At 71.6% G+C, this 14,254-nt stretch carries 16 protein-coding genes and 1 pseudogene; 10 read left to right on the forward strand and 7 right to left on the reverse strand.

Annotation, left to right across the window (positions count from 1 at the left end; translation table 11 throughout):
* The first annotated feature begins 352 nt into the window (after positions 1 to 352).
* Together ADK60_RS13945 and imuA' are read left to right on the forward strand one after the other, a co-directional pair.
* A complete protein-coding gene (locus ADK60_RS13945) occupies positions 353 to 1,024 on the forward strand; it encodes a hypothetical protein (RefSeq protein WP_159400433.1) in 672 nt (223 codons plus the stop codon).
* Positions 1,021 to 1,746 (forward strand): DnaE2-dependent mutagenesis accessory factor ImuA', encoded by a 726-nt coding sequence (imuA', locus tag ADK60_RS13950; RefSeq protein WP_053646069.1) that lies wholly within the window; start codon positions 1,021 to 1,023, stop codon positions 1,744 to 1,746. Before ADK60_RS13945 ends, imuA' begins: the two co-directional genes overlap by 4 nt.
* A gap of 216 nt (positions 1,747 to 1,962) precedes the next feature.
* Here the strand turns inward: imuA' and ADK60_RS13955 are convergent, their stop codons facing one another.
* Positions 1,963 to 2,652: an HNH endonuclease family protein gene (locus tag ADK60_RS13955; RefSeq protein WP_053646071.1), complete on the reverse strand. Its 690-nt coding sequence runs from the start codon at positions 2,650 to 2,652 to the stop codon at positions 1,963 to 1,965.
* 676 nt (positions 2,653 to 3,328) lie between these two features.
* Between ADK60_RS13955 and ADK60_RS13960 the strand changes: the two genes are divergently transcribed.
* The 3 genes from ADK60_RS13960 (at position 3,329) to ADK60_RS44770 (ending at position 5,021) form a co-directional block, all read left to right on the forward strand.
* Positions 3,329 to 3,937, forward strand: coding sequence for an RNA polymerase sigma factor (locus tag ADK60_RS13960; RefSeq protein ID WP_053646073.1), 609 nt, complete (start codon positions 3,329 to 3,331; stop codon positions 3,935 to 3,937).
* A complete protein-coding gene (locus tag ADK60_RS13965) occupies positions 3,934 to 4,707 on the forward strand; it encodes a hypothetical protein (RefSeq protein WP_053646075.1) in 774 nt (257 codons plus the stop codon). The genes ADK60_RS13960 and ADK60_RS13965 overlap by 4 nt, the downstream gene beginning before the upstream one ends.
* Before the next feature lie 149 nt (positions 4,708 to 4,856).
* Positions 4,857 to 5,021: a hypothetical protein gene (locus tag ADK60_RS44770; RefSeq protein WP_159400434.1), complete on the forward strand. Its 165-nt coding sequence runs from the start codon at positions 4,857 to 4,859 to the stop codon at positions 5,019 to 5,021.
* A 191-nt stretch (positions 5,022 to 5,212) separates the two neighbouring features.
* Here ADK60_RS44770 and ADK60_RS13970 read toward each other — a convergent pair whose 3' ends face one another.
* Both ADK60_RS13970 and ADK60_RS13975 read right to left on the reverse strand, forming a co-directional pair.
* Complete coding sequence (locus tag ADK60_RS13970) at positions 5,213 to 6,517, reverse strand: hypothetical protein (protein WP_053646078.1); 1,305 nt, start codon at positions 6,515 to 6,517, stop codon at positions 5,213 to 5,215.
* Positions 6,514 to 7,041, reverse strand: a complete 528-nt coding sequence (locus tag ADK60_RS13975) for an SIR2 family protein (RefSeq protein WP_053646079.1) — start codon at positions 7,039 to 7,041, stop codon at positions 6,514 to 6,516. The genes ADK60_RS13970 and ADK60_RS13975 overlap by 4 nt, the downstream gene beginning before the upstream one ends.
* 257 nt (positions 7,042 to 7,298) lie before the next feature.
* On the opposite strand from ADK60_RS13975, the gene tap reads away from it, so the two are divergent.
* From tap to ADK60_RS13990, 5 genes and pseudogenes are all read left to right on the forward strand, one after another.
* Positions 7,299 to 9,593 carry a telomere-associated protein Tap gene (gene tap / locus ADK60_RS13980; protein WP_053646082.1) on the forward strand — a complete coding sequence of 765 codons (2,295 nt, stop codon included), beginning with the start codon at positions 7,299 to 7,301 and terminating at the stop codon, positions 9,591 to 9,593.
* A 9-nt stretch (positions 9,594 to 9,602) separates the two neighbouring features.
* Positions 9,603 to 10,157 (forward strand): telomere-protecting terminal protein Tpg, encoded by a 555-nt coding sequence (gene tpg, locus ADK60_RS13985; protein WP_053646084.1) that lies wholly within the window; start codon positions 9,603 to 9,605, stop codon positions 10,155 to 10,157.
* Positions 10,158 to 10,358: 201 nt separating this feature from the next.
* Positions 10,359 to 10,517 (forward strand): hypothetical protein, encoded by a 159-nt coding sequence (locus ADK60_RS44775; RefSeq protein ID WP_159400435.1) that lies wholly within the window; start codon positions 10,359 to 10,361, stop codon positions 10,515 to 10,517.
* Between the two features lie 17 nt (positions 10,518 to 10,534).
* A pseudogene (locus ADK60_RS41815) lies at positions 10,535 to 10,764 on the forward strand (IS5 family transposase); the annotation flags it as partial.
* A 39-nt stretch (positions 10,765 to 10,803) separates the two neighbouring features.
* Positions 10,804 to 11,217 (forward strand): hypothetical protein, encoded by a 414-nt coding sequence (locus ADK60_RS13990; RefSeq protein ID WP_053646086.1) that lies wholly within the window; start codon positions 10,804 to 10,806, stop codon positions 11,215 to 11,217.
* Positions 11,218 to 11,447: 230 nt separating this feature from the next.
* Here ADK60_RS13990 and ADK60_RS13995 read toward each other — a convergent pair whose 3' ends face one another.
* The 4 genes from ADK60_RS13995 to ADK60_RS14010 all read right to left on the reverse strand — a co-directional run bounded on the left by ADK60_RS13995 (position 11,448) and on the right by ADK60_RS14010 (position 13,844).
* Positions 11,448 to 11,657, reverse strand: a complete 210-nt coding sequence (locus tag ADK60_RS13995; RefSeq protein WP_053646088.1) for a hypothetical protein — start codon at positions 11,655 to 11,657, stop codon at positions 11,448 to 11,450.
* Between the two features lie 782 nt (positions 11,658 to 12,439).
* Positions 12,440 to 12,886, reverse strand: coding sequence for a hypothetical protein (locus ADK60_RS43340; protein WP_053646090.1), 447 nt, complete (start codon positions 12,884 to 12,886; stop codon positions 12,440 to 12,442).
* A complete protein-coding gene (locus ADK60_RS14005; protein ID WP_053646092.1) occupies positions 12,883 to 13,233 on the reverse strand; it encodes a hypothetical protein in 351 nt (116 codons plus the stop codon). Before ADK60_RS14005 ends, ADK60_RS43340 begins: the two co-directional genes overlap by 4 nt.
* Before the next feature lie 392 nt (positions 13,234 to 13,625).
* On the reverse strand, positions 13,626 to 13,844 hold the full coding sequence (locus ADK60_RS14010; RefSeq protein WP_053646094.1) for a hypothetical protein: 219 nt from the start codon (positions 13,842 to 13,844) through the stop codon (positions 13,626 to 13,628).
* Positions 13,845 to 14,254 lie beyond the last annotated feature (410 nt).

A 14,254-nucleotide genomic window follows, 5' to 3' on the forward strand; every position in this document is an offset into this window, starting at 1 on the left:
CCTCCCACGACCCCGCCACCCTCGCCCTGGCCACCTCGGCCGCCGGCTACCTCCTCACCCTCGCCACCCTGGCCCTCACCGCCATCGCGGCCCCCACCCCCGCCCGGCGCCGCGAAGCCCGCACCATCCTCACGCTGCTCCTCGACCGCAGGCCCTGACTCCGCCCGACGCGCCTTCTCCGGGCGTGAAACGCGTAGACCACCGCCTCCGACAGCCCAGCCGCCGGAGGCGGCGTCGCGCTCGCCCGACCGACCGGTGAACACCGGCTTGGCTGTGCTGCGCTTCTTCCACAGTGGGGGAGTGGAGGGGCTGACGTTTGATCACTCGAACGAAAGTTCGAATAATGGTGTTCGTGACCGAATCCGTACCGTTCTCCCGTCCCGCGTACCCGGCCCCGATGCCGGGCGACGCGGAGCGGGCGCCTCGGGAGCTGATGACGCTGCCCGGCGCCTCGCGGGATGTCCGCAGGTGGCGGCTGGTGGAGGTGCGGCTCGGCGGAGGATGGCGGGCGGGGATGCTCACGGTGTGGCGGCGCCCGCCCGGCGCCACGGTGTGGGTGGCGCATGTGCGCTGGGACGCCGACGGCACGGTCGACCAAGGGTGGGGGTGGTTCCTGTTCGACCCGGAGCGGATCCGCCCGCTGCCCGAACCCACAGGCCCGCCCCCGGCCGCCGCACCGCACTTCGGCCGGTGGCAGGACGCCGTTGTGGTGCCCGGCGAGCTGGCCGGCGCCCCGGACCCGGACGGCGCGGACCGGTGCTGGCGCCTGGCCTGGCTGCGCGCGGCAGGCGAGTGGCGCTCGGCCCTGGTGACGGCCCGGCGCCGCCCGGGCCCGGGACTGCCATGGATCGCGCACGCCCGCTGGGGCGAGGACAAGGCCGCCGCCTGGGTCATCGCCGACCGCACCGCCCTGCGCCCCCTCACCCAGCCCGAACCACCCACCGACAAGACCGCCGTCGAGGCCGACGCACCCGCGGTGAGCGCCGAACCGCCCACCCCGACCACCCCCGCAGGGCCCGCATGAGAGCGACCCCAGCCCCAGCACCCGCCGACGACCGCCGCGAGCGCCTCGCCGGCCTGCTCGAAGCGACGTCCCCCGCCACCCGCGCCCGCGAGGCCGAGGCCACGGTCCTGCCCGTCCTCGCACCCCTGGCCGGCCTGCTGCCGCACGGCGGCCTCGCCAAAGGCACGATCACCGAGGCCACAGACACCTCCCTGCTCCTCGCCCTCGCCGCCGGACCCGCCACCGCCGACCGCTGCGCCTTTACGGCCGCGGTCGGCCTGCCCGACCTCGGCCTCGCCGCGGCCGCCGGCTACGGCCTCGACCTGCGCCGCCTGCTGGTCGTCGACCACCCGGGCGAGCACGCCGTCGAGGTGATCACCGCACTCGCCGCCGCCTGCCCCGTCGTGCTCGCCGCCGCCCCGACCGGCCTGCCCCCGCGCACCCTCGACCGCCTCGCCGCCCACCTGCGCCGCACCGGCACCGTGCTGCTCACTCCCGGCCCGTGGCCCGGCGCCCAACTGCGGCTGCAGGTCACGGTGGGCCGGTGGTCGGGTCTCGGGGACGGTTGGGGGCAGTTGACCGGCCGCCGGGCGAAGGTGTCGGTCACCGGCCGGGGGTCGGCGGTGCGGGCGCGCAGCGCAGAGCTGTGGCTGCCGGACTCGACGGGCACTGTCTGCGTGGCGGATGCCGCTGCTGGCGCGCGTGGTGAGGGGGAGAGTACGGCCGTCGCCGCTCTCGGGTAGAGCCGGAGCGCGGGTGCTGGCCTCCTCCCGCGCCGCGGCCCGGTCCCGGTGGGGACGTTCGGGTCGTGCCGAACGCGGCCGGGCGCAGCGCGGGGTGGCGGTCGGCGCCTCGTGGACGGGCCACCGGGACCGTCGGTTCCGGTGGCCCGTCTCAAGGTCGGGTGCGCGTGCCCGAGTGGTGGCGGCCGGGCAGACGAACGGGGGCGGTTCGGGTGGTCAGCGTGCGAGGACGACGGTGATCGGCGCGTTGTCGCAGTCGGCGGCGAGGCGGTGGAGGGCGGAGAGTTCGGCGGGGTCGACCGACAGGCCCCAGCGGGTCTTCACCGCGACCCAGTCCTGGGTGTAGTGGCACCGGTACTCGACGGCGGGCGGCAGCCAGTCGGTGACGTCCTTGTCGCTCTTGCCGCGGTTCGAGCGGGCGGTGACGGCGATGAGGGTCCGCGGGTCCGCCAGGTCGTTGGCGTACTGCTCGCGCTCCTTCGCGGTCCAGGTGTAGCCGCCGGAGTCCCAGTTCTCGGCGAGCGGAATGAGGTGGTCGACATCGAGGCCGGAGGCGTCGGTGACGAGGACGTCGTCGTAGGGGGAGAACCAGGTGCCGCCGGTGAGGGTGCAGCCGGGGCCGACCTCGGGCGCTTCGAGCGCCTCGCTGATGATGGTGTCCTTGCGGGCGTTGCAGCCGTTGCGGTCGGCGTCGGTCCAGTGCTTGTAGGCGGTGCGGACGTAGCCGTCGCGGCGCTCGTCGGCGACGTCGAGCGCGTCGATGGCCGCGAAGAACGTGGTGGACACCGTCTCGCCGGCGCGGTGCGCGGCGGCCGGGACGGGAGAGGCCTGGGCCGGGACGGCGAGCAGCGCGAGGGCGGTGGCGGTCAGCGCGGTGGCGCCGCGGCGCCACTTGGAGGTGGTCATGCGTCACGACTATCGGAGCGCGTGTGCCCGTCTCGGCACCGTCACTCAGCGGCGGCGCGTCCTCGGTGTGTTGTTGACTCCCGTGCCGTTCGTGAAGGGCGCGTCAGCGGCTCCGCTGCCGGGCCCCGGTCCGGGCCTCCGCACGGTTCTTCACGGGACCGCTCGGCGTGGACGGGCACGCGGGTGCTGTGGCCGTTCCCGACCCGCCGCCGGACGGCCGGGAACGGGGAGCCGCGCCCCAGGAGGGCCTCCTTCCTGAAGGAGGCGATCGGGAAAGGTGCAGGAGGTCGGCATACGGAATGAGTGACGCTGGTCACATTTGTGACCCTGGGTGACTAATTGAATACTCAAGGGTAGCCGCCCCTGTCGCAGTCGGGGCACGTGGGGATATGGCGTGCAGGCGGGAATGGTTGCACTGGGTAGTCAGCGCGAGTCTTTGTGTGAAATCTGCTTAGACCGTATGCGTGAACCGGCCGTCGCTTTTGGTTGTCTGGGTGTGGGCCACAAGGTGACCCCGGCGTGCAGGACTTGACGCCGTATCCGACCGAAAGAGTCAGATGGACGCCCTTCGTGACACGGCCGCCGCTCTCGGGCGGCCTGTCCGTACCCGCGACCGCCGACGACCGGCACCCGGCGCCGCAGACGCCGCGGCGCCCGCCCCGGCAGGAGCGGCCCGATGAACGACGACACCTTCACGGGAAGCGGGATAGGCCCGGCTGTGCACGACGAGCCCGTCGACCTCCCCCTCGACTTCGAGGCCTACTTCCTCGTCAAGCACAGGAGCTTCCGTTCCTACGCCGCCGAGATGCTCGGCGACCGGGCGGCCGGCGACGAAGTGGTCCGCGAGGTCTTCACCCACCTCGCTCTCCACTGGGCCGAGATCCTCGCCGGCCCCGACTTCGAGTCCCACACCTGGGACGTGCTGGCCGGCGCGGTCATGTACCGGGTGCACCGCCTCCAGCGCGAGACCGACCTCGCCGCCCGCCTGCGCGTCGTCCGCCGCACGCTCGACCAGATGCACCAGGCCCTGTCCGCCGTGGACGGCGGCGCCGGCCTCTACGCCGCCCTCGCCGAACTCCCGGCCCGCCAGTGCGACGTCTTCATCCTGCGCAGGACCATGGGCTACACCTGCGAGTACACCGCCCAGGTCCTCGGCATCCACCCACGCACCGCCGACTACCACTACCGCCGCGCGCTCGCCGGCCTCGAACGCCGCCTCACCGAACGCCACGTCCTGCGCCGCACCGCCGTCCCCGGGCCCCGCCGCGAAGGAGCCGAACGATGAACCCCGAACACCACCTCGACGACCTCATCCCCACCCCCGCCACCGACCCCACCGCCGGACCCGCCGACACCTTCGACGTCCCCGCCGAGCTGCGCCGCATCTCGGCGGATGTCGCCCGGATCCGCCGAGGCCAGCAGCCGCCCCCGGACTGGTGGGCCGAGCAGCAGCAGGCCCGGCAGTGCCTGGAGTCGGTGGTCGCCACCGAGATCAGCACCACCCCGCCGGCCCGTATCGCCGACCTCGCCGCGCTCGCCGACCTGGCCGACCTCGCCGAGTGTCCCACCGGCTCCGGTGCCGGCCGGCGGCGCCCTCGCCACCGGGGCCGGGTCGAGGACATCACCCAGGAGATCGAGGGCTTCCGGCTCTTCGGCTGCATCCTCTACCTCGCGGGGCACCCGGTCAGCGCCGAGTTCTGGTGGAAGATCGGCGCCGGCGCCCGCGACCGCACCTCCGCCTGGTGCCTCTACCTCCACCACCTCGGCCGCGGGGAGATCCAGGAAGCCCGGCTCTGGTTCGAGCAGGCCGTCCACTCCGACGAGACCCTCGCCCTCGGCGTCCCCGCCCCCGCGGTCCCCGACATGCCCGGCTACTTCCGCACCGCCCCCATCGCCATGGACACCCGCACCACCACGCCAACCGCCCCGACCGGCGCACTGACCGCCGAGGTCGACCGGCTGGTCATGCACACCGACGACGACACCGACGGCCTGGTCCCCTGCCCCGACCGCCGCCTGGCCGACCGCATCGAGGAGTACGCGGGCCTGAGCTGAACCCGCCACAGGTTCGGCACCCGTAGTGCAGGACCTACCCGGAGCCGCCATCCCCGGTCGGCTCTGGGGGCTCGCCTCCATTGACCTGTCACCAACTCTTGCCCGCACCGCGCCGGTGCGGGCAGGAACCCGCCGAACGGAAGCCGCCGATGCCCCCTACTCACGACCCCGCCACCCTCGCCCTGGCCACCTCGGTTACTGGCTACCTGCTCACCCTGGCCGTCCTGGCATTCACCGCGCTCGCCGCGCCCAACCCTGCCCGCCGACGCGAAGCCCGCGCCATCCTCGGACTGCTCCTCAACCGGCGGCCCTGACCCGGCCGACGCGCCGTCCCTGGGCCGCCGGGTGCAGAACCGGCCGGCCGGGGGCGGCGTTGCGTCGGCCTCGGCCCGCAGCGAGAAGCGAGCGGATCCGTCAGGGGACGTCCAGTTGCCCGAAGACATGGCTTGCGTCCTGCGGTCTGGCCTGGGCTGCTGAAACCTTCGGCGACGGAGGTCGGTCGTGGTCACCGCCGCTGGTTCGCGTTCCGCCAGGTGTTCAGGGCGGTGAATGCCGCCTTGGCGCGCTCGGGGTCTCCGCCGAACGCTCCGGCGCGTAGGAGCGGCCAGTCGGGACCGATCTCCCGCTGGAGGGCTCCGGCGGGGCCGTTGTCGTTGTAGCCCCAACGGGAGTCCGCCAGGAAGTCGCCTGCCCAAGGTGCCCGGCTCCACTCGGGGCCGTCGGTGTCCATGCCGAGGAGGGAGACGAGGAGCTGGAACCGGTCGTTGGCTGCCTGGAACAGCTGGTCGTCGGGTTCGACCAGACGCAGCGGTTCCCGAACCGCCTCCGCCAGCAGCCGTCCCTGGGGGTAGTGCCATGTGCTGCCGTTGTCCGGGTGGCAGATGGTGTGGGTGGCCCCGGTGTCGAGGACGTTCCACGGGTTGAGGTAGCTGGCTGGTACTTCCGGGACGCCGTTGGAGCCCGGGGCGGCCCAGAGCGGCTTGGTGAGCAGCGTGGCGATCAGCCCTTCGCGCCGGGCGAGGACGGCGGCTACCCCCATGGTCCAGGTGGCGAGCAGGGCGGGGTAGTGCCGCAGGTTATCCAGGGACCGCGAGTACGGGCCGCTGGGGGAGGTGTCGCGCAGGCGCACCAGTCGTTCCACCGCCTTGAGCCAGAGCTCCTGGTGGGTGCCGTCGTCGTGGAATACGCCGGCGGCCAGCAGGTGCAGCAGGGTGTCCGTATCCTGCCGCATGCCCTCCACGTTCTTCGCGAAGGTCGCCGTATCGCCGTGCACCGGGTGCGTGGCCACCGCGTCGACCACCTGCATGGTGTGCTGGTGCAGAAGGTCGAACAGGTCGATCCGCTTGACCGGGTCGGGGAGCGCCTTCTTCAGCTGGACCACGGCCATGTCCCGGCTCACCGGCGGCGCCGACATCCGGTCCAGCGCCTCCAGCCGTTTCTCCAGGCCGGTGAATAGATCGTCCGCGTCCATTCCGCGGATGACGCTGGCACCGTGCTGGGTCACCAGCTGCTGCGCGGCGGTGCCGAGTGTGCCGAGAGTCGACCAGAACATCGGGTAGCGCCGAGAACGCGTCCCCTCCACGGCGCGCACGAGTGCCTTGTCCCAGTCCGCCGACCACCCGCAGACGATCAGCCCGTAGTCGTCCAGTACCCGTTCCAGGAAGCGCTGCTGGGCCTCGTCGTACTTCTCCAGCTCGTCGACGGTGTTGAGCTGGGTCAGGTCGGCGTAGTCGCCGTGAAGCTTGATGATGGTCACTCGGGCGTGCGCCAGCGGCTTCATGGCGTCGAGCTGGGCGGGGCGGCTGATCACCTGGGGCGGGGCCCGACCTCCTCCAGCGCCCGCTCCATCAGCCGGTCGAAGTTGGTGGTGAGCACCACCCGGAACGCACCGCGCTTGATCATGTGGGCGATGGCTCGGTGCGCGTCGGTGGGTGCCTTGTCGGTGCTCTCCTCGCCCTCGGCCGGGATGAAGTAGCCGTCGAGGAGCGCCTGCCGGGCGGCGGCGGACTGCCCGGCGCGTGCGAGCAGGGAGGAGTAGCCCAGCGGCTCGCCGAACGTCTCGTTCCACCAGTGCTCGGGGTCGCCCGCCGCCTCGGCGGCGGCCGCGGGGTCGTCCGGGAACTGGGCGGTGGCCACCTTGGAGACCAGGTCGGTGACGATGCCCCAGCCGGTGGGCACCCCGGAGGCGATCGAGATGCCGGAGCCGAGCAGGAGGGCGTACACGCCGGGGCTGCTGTGCACGTTCATCGCCAAGGCCGTGAGCGGCTCGACCGCGGCGCCGGAAGGGACCAGCAGCCCGGGTGCCGGCTGATCGGGCGAAGCGTCAACTGCCATGGGAGTGCTCCTGGAACGGCATGCGGGCTGGACTGTCCCAGCGTTCGCGAGGGCTCCAGCATACTCTCCTTCTCGTCGAAGTGACGATAATTGTTGCGAGGGAGGTGCCGGCACATTCCGGCGCCCGTGCCGAGCGGAGGCGGAGGGGTCAATCGAGCTCCACACATAACTCTCAAGAGTTAAATTTCTTAAATAAAGGAAAGAGCTAAAGGCTTTGGCTAAAGGCGTGCTAGGTTCGGTCCTGGAGGTGAGGCTTCATGCCCACGCAGGACGAGTTGTTCGCGGCGGTCGACGCGCTGCTGGCCGGCCAGGAACCGGGGCCGCAGTTGCCGGACCCGGCCGAGCGTGCGCGTCTTCGCGAGGCCGCCGGGGTCACCCAGGCGCAGCTGGCGAAGGCGCTGCAGTCGACGGTCCAGACCGTGAAGAACTACGAGAACGGCCGCAGCCAGCCGAAGCCGCCGCGCCTGGAGGCGTACGTGCGGCTGCTGGAGGGCTGGGCGGCGAAGTACCCGACCCCGACCTCCGAGCCGGCCGCCGCGACCGTCGACCAGGTGCCGGCCGCCTTCGCTCCGGCCACCCGGGAGCCGGCCCCGGCCGCCGCACCGCAGACCGACACCCAGGTCGAAGACGCCGCCGCGGAGGAGGCATCGCAGGACGTCGAGGACGACCCCGACGACCGCCCCCGCACCGTCCCCGCCCGGCGGCCGGTACGGGCCGGGCAGTCGCAGCCGCCGGTGCTGCGCCGTGCCGCGCGGCCGGCGGAGTTCTCCACCGGCCAGTTCGCCAACGGCCCCCTGGTGGTGCTGGACGGCGACGGCACCGCCTACGGGATCGGCGGCCTTCTCCTGGAATGCCCGGCCACCACGCTGGCGCAGCTGGTCACCTGGGCACTGGGCGAGTCCGGCCTGGGCACCGCCCGGCTGCACCGCAACGGCAAGGACGGCGACCCGCTGATCGTGCTCACCGCCGAGGCGGCCGAGAAGTTCGGGCTGCCGGCCACCCTGGACGACGACCCGGCCACCCGCCGCTCGCAGCGGCTGCCGGAGGACCACAAAGTCGTCAAGGCCCTCGCCCGCTCCAAGTGGCAGCTCACCCGCCGCGGCTTCGGCCCCTGGGCCCGCATCTACAAGCCGGTCAAGGACGGCCGCCGCCAGTGCGTGCAGCTCGCCGTCCTGCCCTGGCGCGCCCTGGACACCCGCGCCTGGGGCGCGGCCGCGGACCTGCCGGCCCCGGACCTGGCCCGCGTGCTGGGCATCTACGCCCAACGCGTCATCACCCCCCGCGGCTCCACCGCCACCTGCGGCCTGGAACTGATGACCGCGCTGCGCCCGCCGACCCGGGCGGTGCGCGACGAGGTGACCGGAGGGTGGGTGTCGGGACCGAACCCGGGTGCGCTGACCGACGTCTACGAGGCGGCGCCGCCGGAGGTTCCGCTGGAGCACCCGGCCGCTCAGGGCTGGACGGGCGGGTTCCTGGACGAGGAGTCCTACCAGTGGATCCGCCCGGTCGAGACCCTCTCCGAGGCGGAGATGATCGAGCCGTTCGCCGTGGGCATCGACATCAACACCGCCTACCTCGCCGCCGCCGCCCGCCTCAGCGTCGGGCTGTCCGGCCCGGTCCACGTCAGGCAGCCGGCCTTCGACAAGAAGAAGCCGGGAAGCTGGTTCGTCGACCTCTCCCACATCCCGACCGACCCGCGCCTGCCCTCCCCGTTCACCCCCACCGGCAAGCCGCCGACCGGCCCGGCCTGGTACACCACCCCCACCGTCGCCTACGCCGTCGAGCTTGGCCACGACGTCGCCCCCATCGAGGCATACCTGCGCGAGACCACCGGCGCCTACCTCGACCCGTGGCACGACCGCCTCCGCGAGGCTTACGTGACCACCATGGCCGAGGCCGGCATCCCCGTCGACAAGGACACCGACGAGCGGACCTTCCTCGCCGCGATGACCGCCCACCGCCTCCTCAAGAACGCGGGCGAGGACCTCGAGGCCCTGCGCACCGCGCTCGCCGCCGAGGGCCTGGCCCACCTGGCTCAGATGGGCGACGACCGGCTCGCCTCGGCCGCGTGGCGCCACCACCAGATCGCCATGGTGCTGTCCGCAGTGAAGAGCACGGTGAAGTTCGGGATCGGCAAGCTGCGCGAGCGCCCGCAGGGCGTCACCTACAAGAAGGGCGAGCCGTGGTCCGCGCTGGAGCGGCCGACCTGGCGCCCGGACATCCGGGCCGCCGTCATCGCCAAGGCCCGCGTGAACATGCACCGCAAGATGGCCAACGTCGCGAAGGCAGGCGGCCGCTACCCGCTCGGCGTCAACAACGACTGCGTCGTCTACGCCTCCCCCGGACCCAGCCCGCTGGACTTCCTGCCGCTCACCGGCTCCGGCAAGGGCGTCCTGCCCGGCACGTTCCGCCTCGGCGCGACGCCGGGCCTGTCGAAGGTCGAGGGCGTCCAGCAGATGCTGACCGTCGTCGACTGGCTCGAGCGCGACCAGCCCATCAACCCGGCCCGCCACATCAAGGGCTACGACGCCAACGACGTCGACGGAAAGTAGGAGCAGACCGTGGAGGAGATCACCGACGCGCTCGACCGGGCCGCACCCGAGCACTTCACCCAGGATCTGCCGAAATCCGCGCAGGCCCAGATGCGGGCCCTGGTGAAGGCCGCCAAGGGCGACAAGAAGGCCGTCGCCGCCGCCCTCGGCGTCGACCCGAACACCGTCCGCCGCTACCTCACAGGCCGGCGCAAGCACCCGCGCTCCGCACTGCGCGAGGCCCTGGTCCGCGAACTCCAGAAGGTGTGGCAGCCCGGCATCCGCCGCAAGGCCCGCAACCAGGCAGCCAGCACCGGCGGCATCACCGTCGAGGTCCGGGCGTACTTCGGCTACACCGCCCCCACCGGCACCACCGACGAGCCCCGCCTGCGCCCGCTGACGGTCCACCTCCCCCCGGCCTACGCCGAACGCCTCTTCGCCGCCCAGGACCAGGGCGCCAGCGACCAAGAGATGCGTGAAATCATGGCCGAGGGCTTCCAGGAAATCTATTTCAAGGACGGCGGACGCGCCGCCGGCCTCAAAGTCGAATTCACCGGAATCCAAGCGATCGACGTGTCCTACTGACCCGGACGGAGAAATTCACCATGAACCACACCGTGATCGGCACCGACCTCAACAGCGTGCACCTGGCTGCCCGCCGGCGGCCCGACGAGCGCCAGGCCGCGGACCTCGAGCACATCTACCTACTACGCGCTGGAGAGCCGCCTCGGCATCCGCGTCGAGCTCGGCGGTCGCACCCGCCACGACGGCCGTGAGGGCGTCATCGTGGACACCGCCGGGCAGCAGCTGAAGGTGCTGTTCGACGGGGACCGGGTGCCGCGCATCTGCCACGTCACCTCGCAGATGGCCTACGAGGCACCCACCGGGTGGATCACCGCCACGCCCGTCCCGGACCCGTGGGCCGCCGCCCCCACGGGCGCCTGAGCGTGGCCGCGGTGAGGCCCGGCACCAGGGGATTCACCCCGATACCGAAGCGGTGGACGGTCTAGCGGACCTATGGCTGGCTCATGCTCCATCGCCGCCTCGCCCGCGACTACGAAGCCCTCCCGACCCGCTCCGAAGCCATGATCCACCTCGCCATGACCGACCTCATGGCCCGCCGCCTCAGCAGCGAGAACACCATTCCTGGCGTGACCCGGCATCACAGACTAGACATCTGATTCCGGGATGAAATATCGGACGAAAACGACCTCTGACACAGGAGAGACGCATGACCGGCCCGCGCTGGGTTGCAGTATTCACCGTCGTGCAGCAAGGAACGGAGTTGGAGGAGCTCAGGCCGGTTGCGGACTGGGACGATGACCGCAACGCCCTGATCCTGGACCGCCGAGCCGGACGCCTCGTCCAGGCCAGCAAGCAACCCGGCTTCCGGGCCGTCCGCGAGAGCGCCGGCTACGAACACAGCATCCCGGCTCCGGCAGGATGGACCGTCAGGTGGTGCAGGGACGGGGAGGACGACATCGTGGACCCAGTGGTGGCCTTTCTGGAGGATCCATCGGTCTACGGCGCAGTCCCGCTCGTCGCCGACCTGGAGACATGCACCGTCCACGACATTCACTGGATGCTCCGCCACGGCGAGCAACGACGAGGTCGCCGACCGATTCTGATGCCACCAGCCACCTGATCGGACCGGAGCTGCGCCCTGGGCGTGCCCACCGACTGACGCCCTGCTGCGCCGGGTCGCCGGCTCGACAGGGGATCGCCGACGGACGTTCGAACACCGGCCCGACGGACGAGGCCGACGGCCTGCTGCTCGCCGCCGGTGCAGGGCCACGCTCGGCCGCGGCGCGGGAGGAACGCCGGGGGGAGGCGGCGGGGCGCACCGCGTGGTGCGCCCCTGGCCGTCGGAGCTGGTCAGAGCAGGTTGAGCTCCTTGAACACGACGATCGTGACCGGAAGGGCGATCGTGAACGCGCCCCCGCCGTAGAGGAAGGCGGCCGCGATCGACTCCCCCTTCACCACGGTGAGGATGCCGCCCACGATGGCTGCGAGGAGGGAGAGGAGGGTGGCCACGAGGACCCACACGCCCTTGTTCGGCGGGGTCGTGGACTGCTGGCTGCTCAAGGGCGTCTTCCTTCGGGTGGGAAGGATGGCCAGATCAGAGCAGCAAAGGGCAGCCTCAACCTGACCACCCTCAGGTGGTCTGGTTGAGATCTGCCAGCGCTTCAGAACCTCAATGCGTAATGCTGTCGTTCGGTAACAGAGCGGGGTCCAACCCGAAGGCCTCAGCGTGGCGGCAGCCGGTTTCGAAGGCCTTCAGTGACTACTTGTCTGGTCCGAAGTCGGCACTCAGTGTGCGCTGTTGAGTGCCGAAGGCATTCTATCAGATGAGCCGAGCCGTTCAAGATGATCCGGGACGTGCTGGTGTGTCGGCCGTCCGACGGCGGGTCGGGGGGCGTAGCCGGACAGCTGCGGCCCAGAGTGATGGTCGCTCCAACCACAACCGGCCGGGCCCGCCGGCGGGCCGGTGCCTGGCCACGGAAAATCCGCCGGCCGCCTGGCCCCGTGCCGGTAGCCCGGCGCCAGGCGGACGAGCCCCCGTCCTGGCCGCCCGGTCACTCTTCACGCTCACCAAACGGGCCGCGCCGCCGTTCCCCGGCTCCCGAGGTACGCGGACGTGCGCGTACGCGAGGAGGCGCACCCTGCGTGGCCGACTGCCCGGTCCGGCCCGCCGACCCCGGCCCTGGCTGATGTTGTGGTGTTCCGGCGTCGTGACGTCACGACGCCATGTGGGTCTCTCGGGTGTCGGGGTGGCGGAGAGCCCGGTCAGCGGGTGGCGGTCACCATCGAGGTGTGGCTGCCACCCGCCGATCGGGCTCTCCGTCACCCCGACGAGCGGGGGTCGGTCAGTCGGTCGTCCGGCGCGTGCGCTGTCGGTGGGCCGCCTGCCGGCAGGCGTTCGAGCAGAAGCGCCGCGGCTGGCCGCCGGCCCGGCTCGGGGGCGGGACCCTGAGCTCCCCGCACCGCTCGCAGGGGCGGAGCATGCTCTGTTCCACCGCGTGCACCGCAGCCTTCAGCTCGGGGGGCAGGCCGTCGGCCAGGTCCTGGATCTCCTCCAGGACCCTCACGCTCACATCCGTGTGATGGTTGAAGGACACCTTCCTCCGGTACTCCGTGTACAGGGCAGACCTGGTCTTGCCGGTCCATCTGCGGACCTCGGCGTCCGAGAGGTCCAGGGTGGCGACCATCTCGATGAGGATCCCGACGCTCTCCCGCGCGCGCGGGCTGAGCGTCAGCGCGTTGGTGGTCGCGGCGCGGGCGGTGGGGTCACCGGCGGCCGGGCGGCGCGTCACTGGGCACCGCCGGCGGGCGCCGCGGCGGTTGAGGGCCCGACGACCTGCCCGGGGATGACCGGCGGCTGCGGAGTGGGGGATGGGGCGGGCGCGCCGTTCTGCTGGCCGATCTGGGCGCTGCGGAGCGGAGCCGCGAGCTGGCGCACCCCCTGGTGGCGCGGCGTGTACTTCTCCAGGGCCCCGATCAGTCCGATGAACTGCTGGACCATGACCGGCATGTCCTGGGTCCGGGCCTTCGCGACGCAGACCCGCACGATGTAGGCGATCAGGAACACCAGCAGGGCGAGCGAGCCCAGAACGAGTGCGACCACCAGGGCTACGAAGACGACGACGAGGGTGAGGTCCAAGATTTCCTCCAGATACGACGAGAGGCCCCCGCCGACGGCGGAGGCCTGGGACTGCGTTCAGGTGTTTTCGGGCATGCAAAAAGCCCCGTCGATCGACGAGGCCAAATGGGTCAGGACATAGTCGTCCTGCGCGGAAGAAGTCTCCCAAATATCGAACGCCAAGTCAAACAGCCCTCTGAACTGGGCATTTGTGCTGTGACGCACCGAGTAGATCGGGGCCTGGGTTTCGTAACTCGAGTACTCCGCCGGCGCCCGCTCCCGTCGGAGCCGAGTGGACCGGCGTCACGGTTCCATGACGCCACGACGCCACCATGTAACCAGCCCGCCGCCCGCCCGCGCGGGCAGCAGGGTAGGGGCGTCAGGCCGGCCTGCCCTGCTGCCCGGGAGCCGGTTCAAAGCACGCGCAGGGCCGCCAGGACGAGTAGGGCGAGCGTCATGCTGCCCCCGAACGCCGTGCCCCCGCAGAGGATGGCGCCTACGACGGACATGCCGTCAACCGAGGTGAGGATGCCCACCACGATGCCGATGATGAGCGACACGAGGGCCGCCACGAGGACCCACAGGCCCCGGGCCTGCGACGACGTGTTCGTGGTGGGGTGCTGGCTGCTCACGGATGTTCCCTCCGAAACGGGGAGGGTGGTCAGATCAGAGCAGCAGCAAAGGGCAGCCTCAACCTGACCACCCTCAGGTGGCCTGGTTGAGATCTGCCAGCGCTTCAGAACCTCAATGCGTAGTGCAAAGTCCTAGGTGTAGCTGGGCGTTCCCAGAGTCGCCGACCGCTCCCGGTCGGTGTGATCTCTATTTCTGTTGCTACGGTCGGCTGCTTGCTCCAAGCACGGCCAGCTTTACGAAGCCGACCGATGCTTTACCCCTAGAAGTAGACGCTCAGTGTGCGCTGTTGAGCGTCTACTTGCACCGTAGCAGATCAACGGGCGGGTGCGAGCTCTCCGCCGCCGAAGCCCGCCAGCGCGCGGCCGAAGCGACGGCCCGTACCGCCGAAGCCGAGGACGCCGCCCGCCGG

The organism is Streptomyces sp. XY431 (assembly GCF_001279805.1).
GTDB classification, from domain to species: Bacteria; Actinomycetota; Actinomycetes; order Streptomycetales; family Streptomycetaceae; genus Kitasatospora; species Kitasatospora purpeofusca.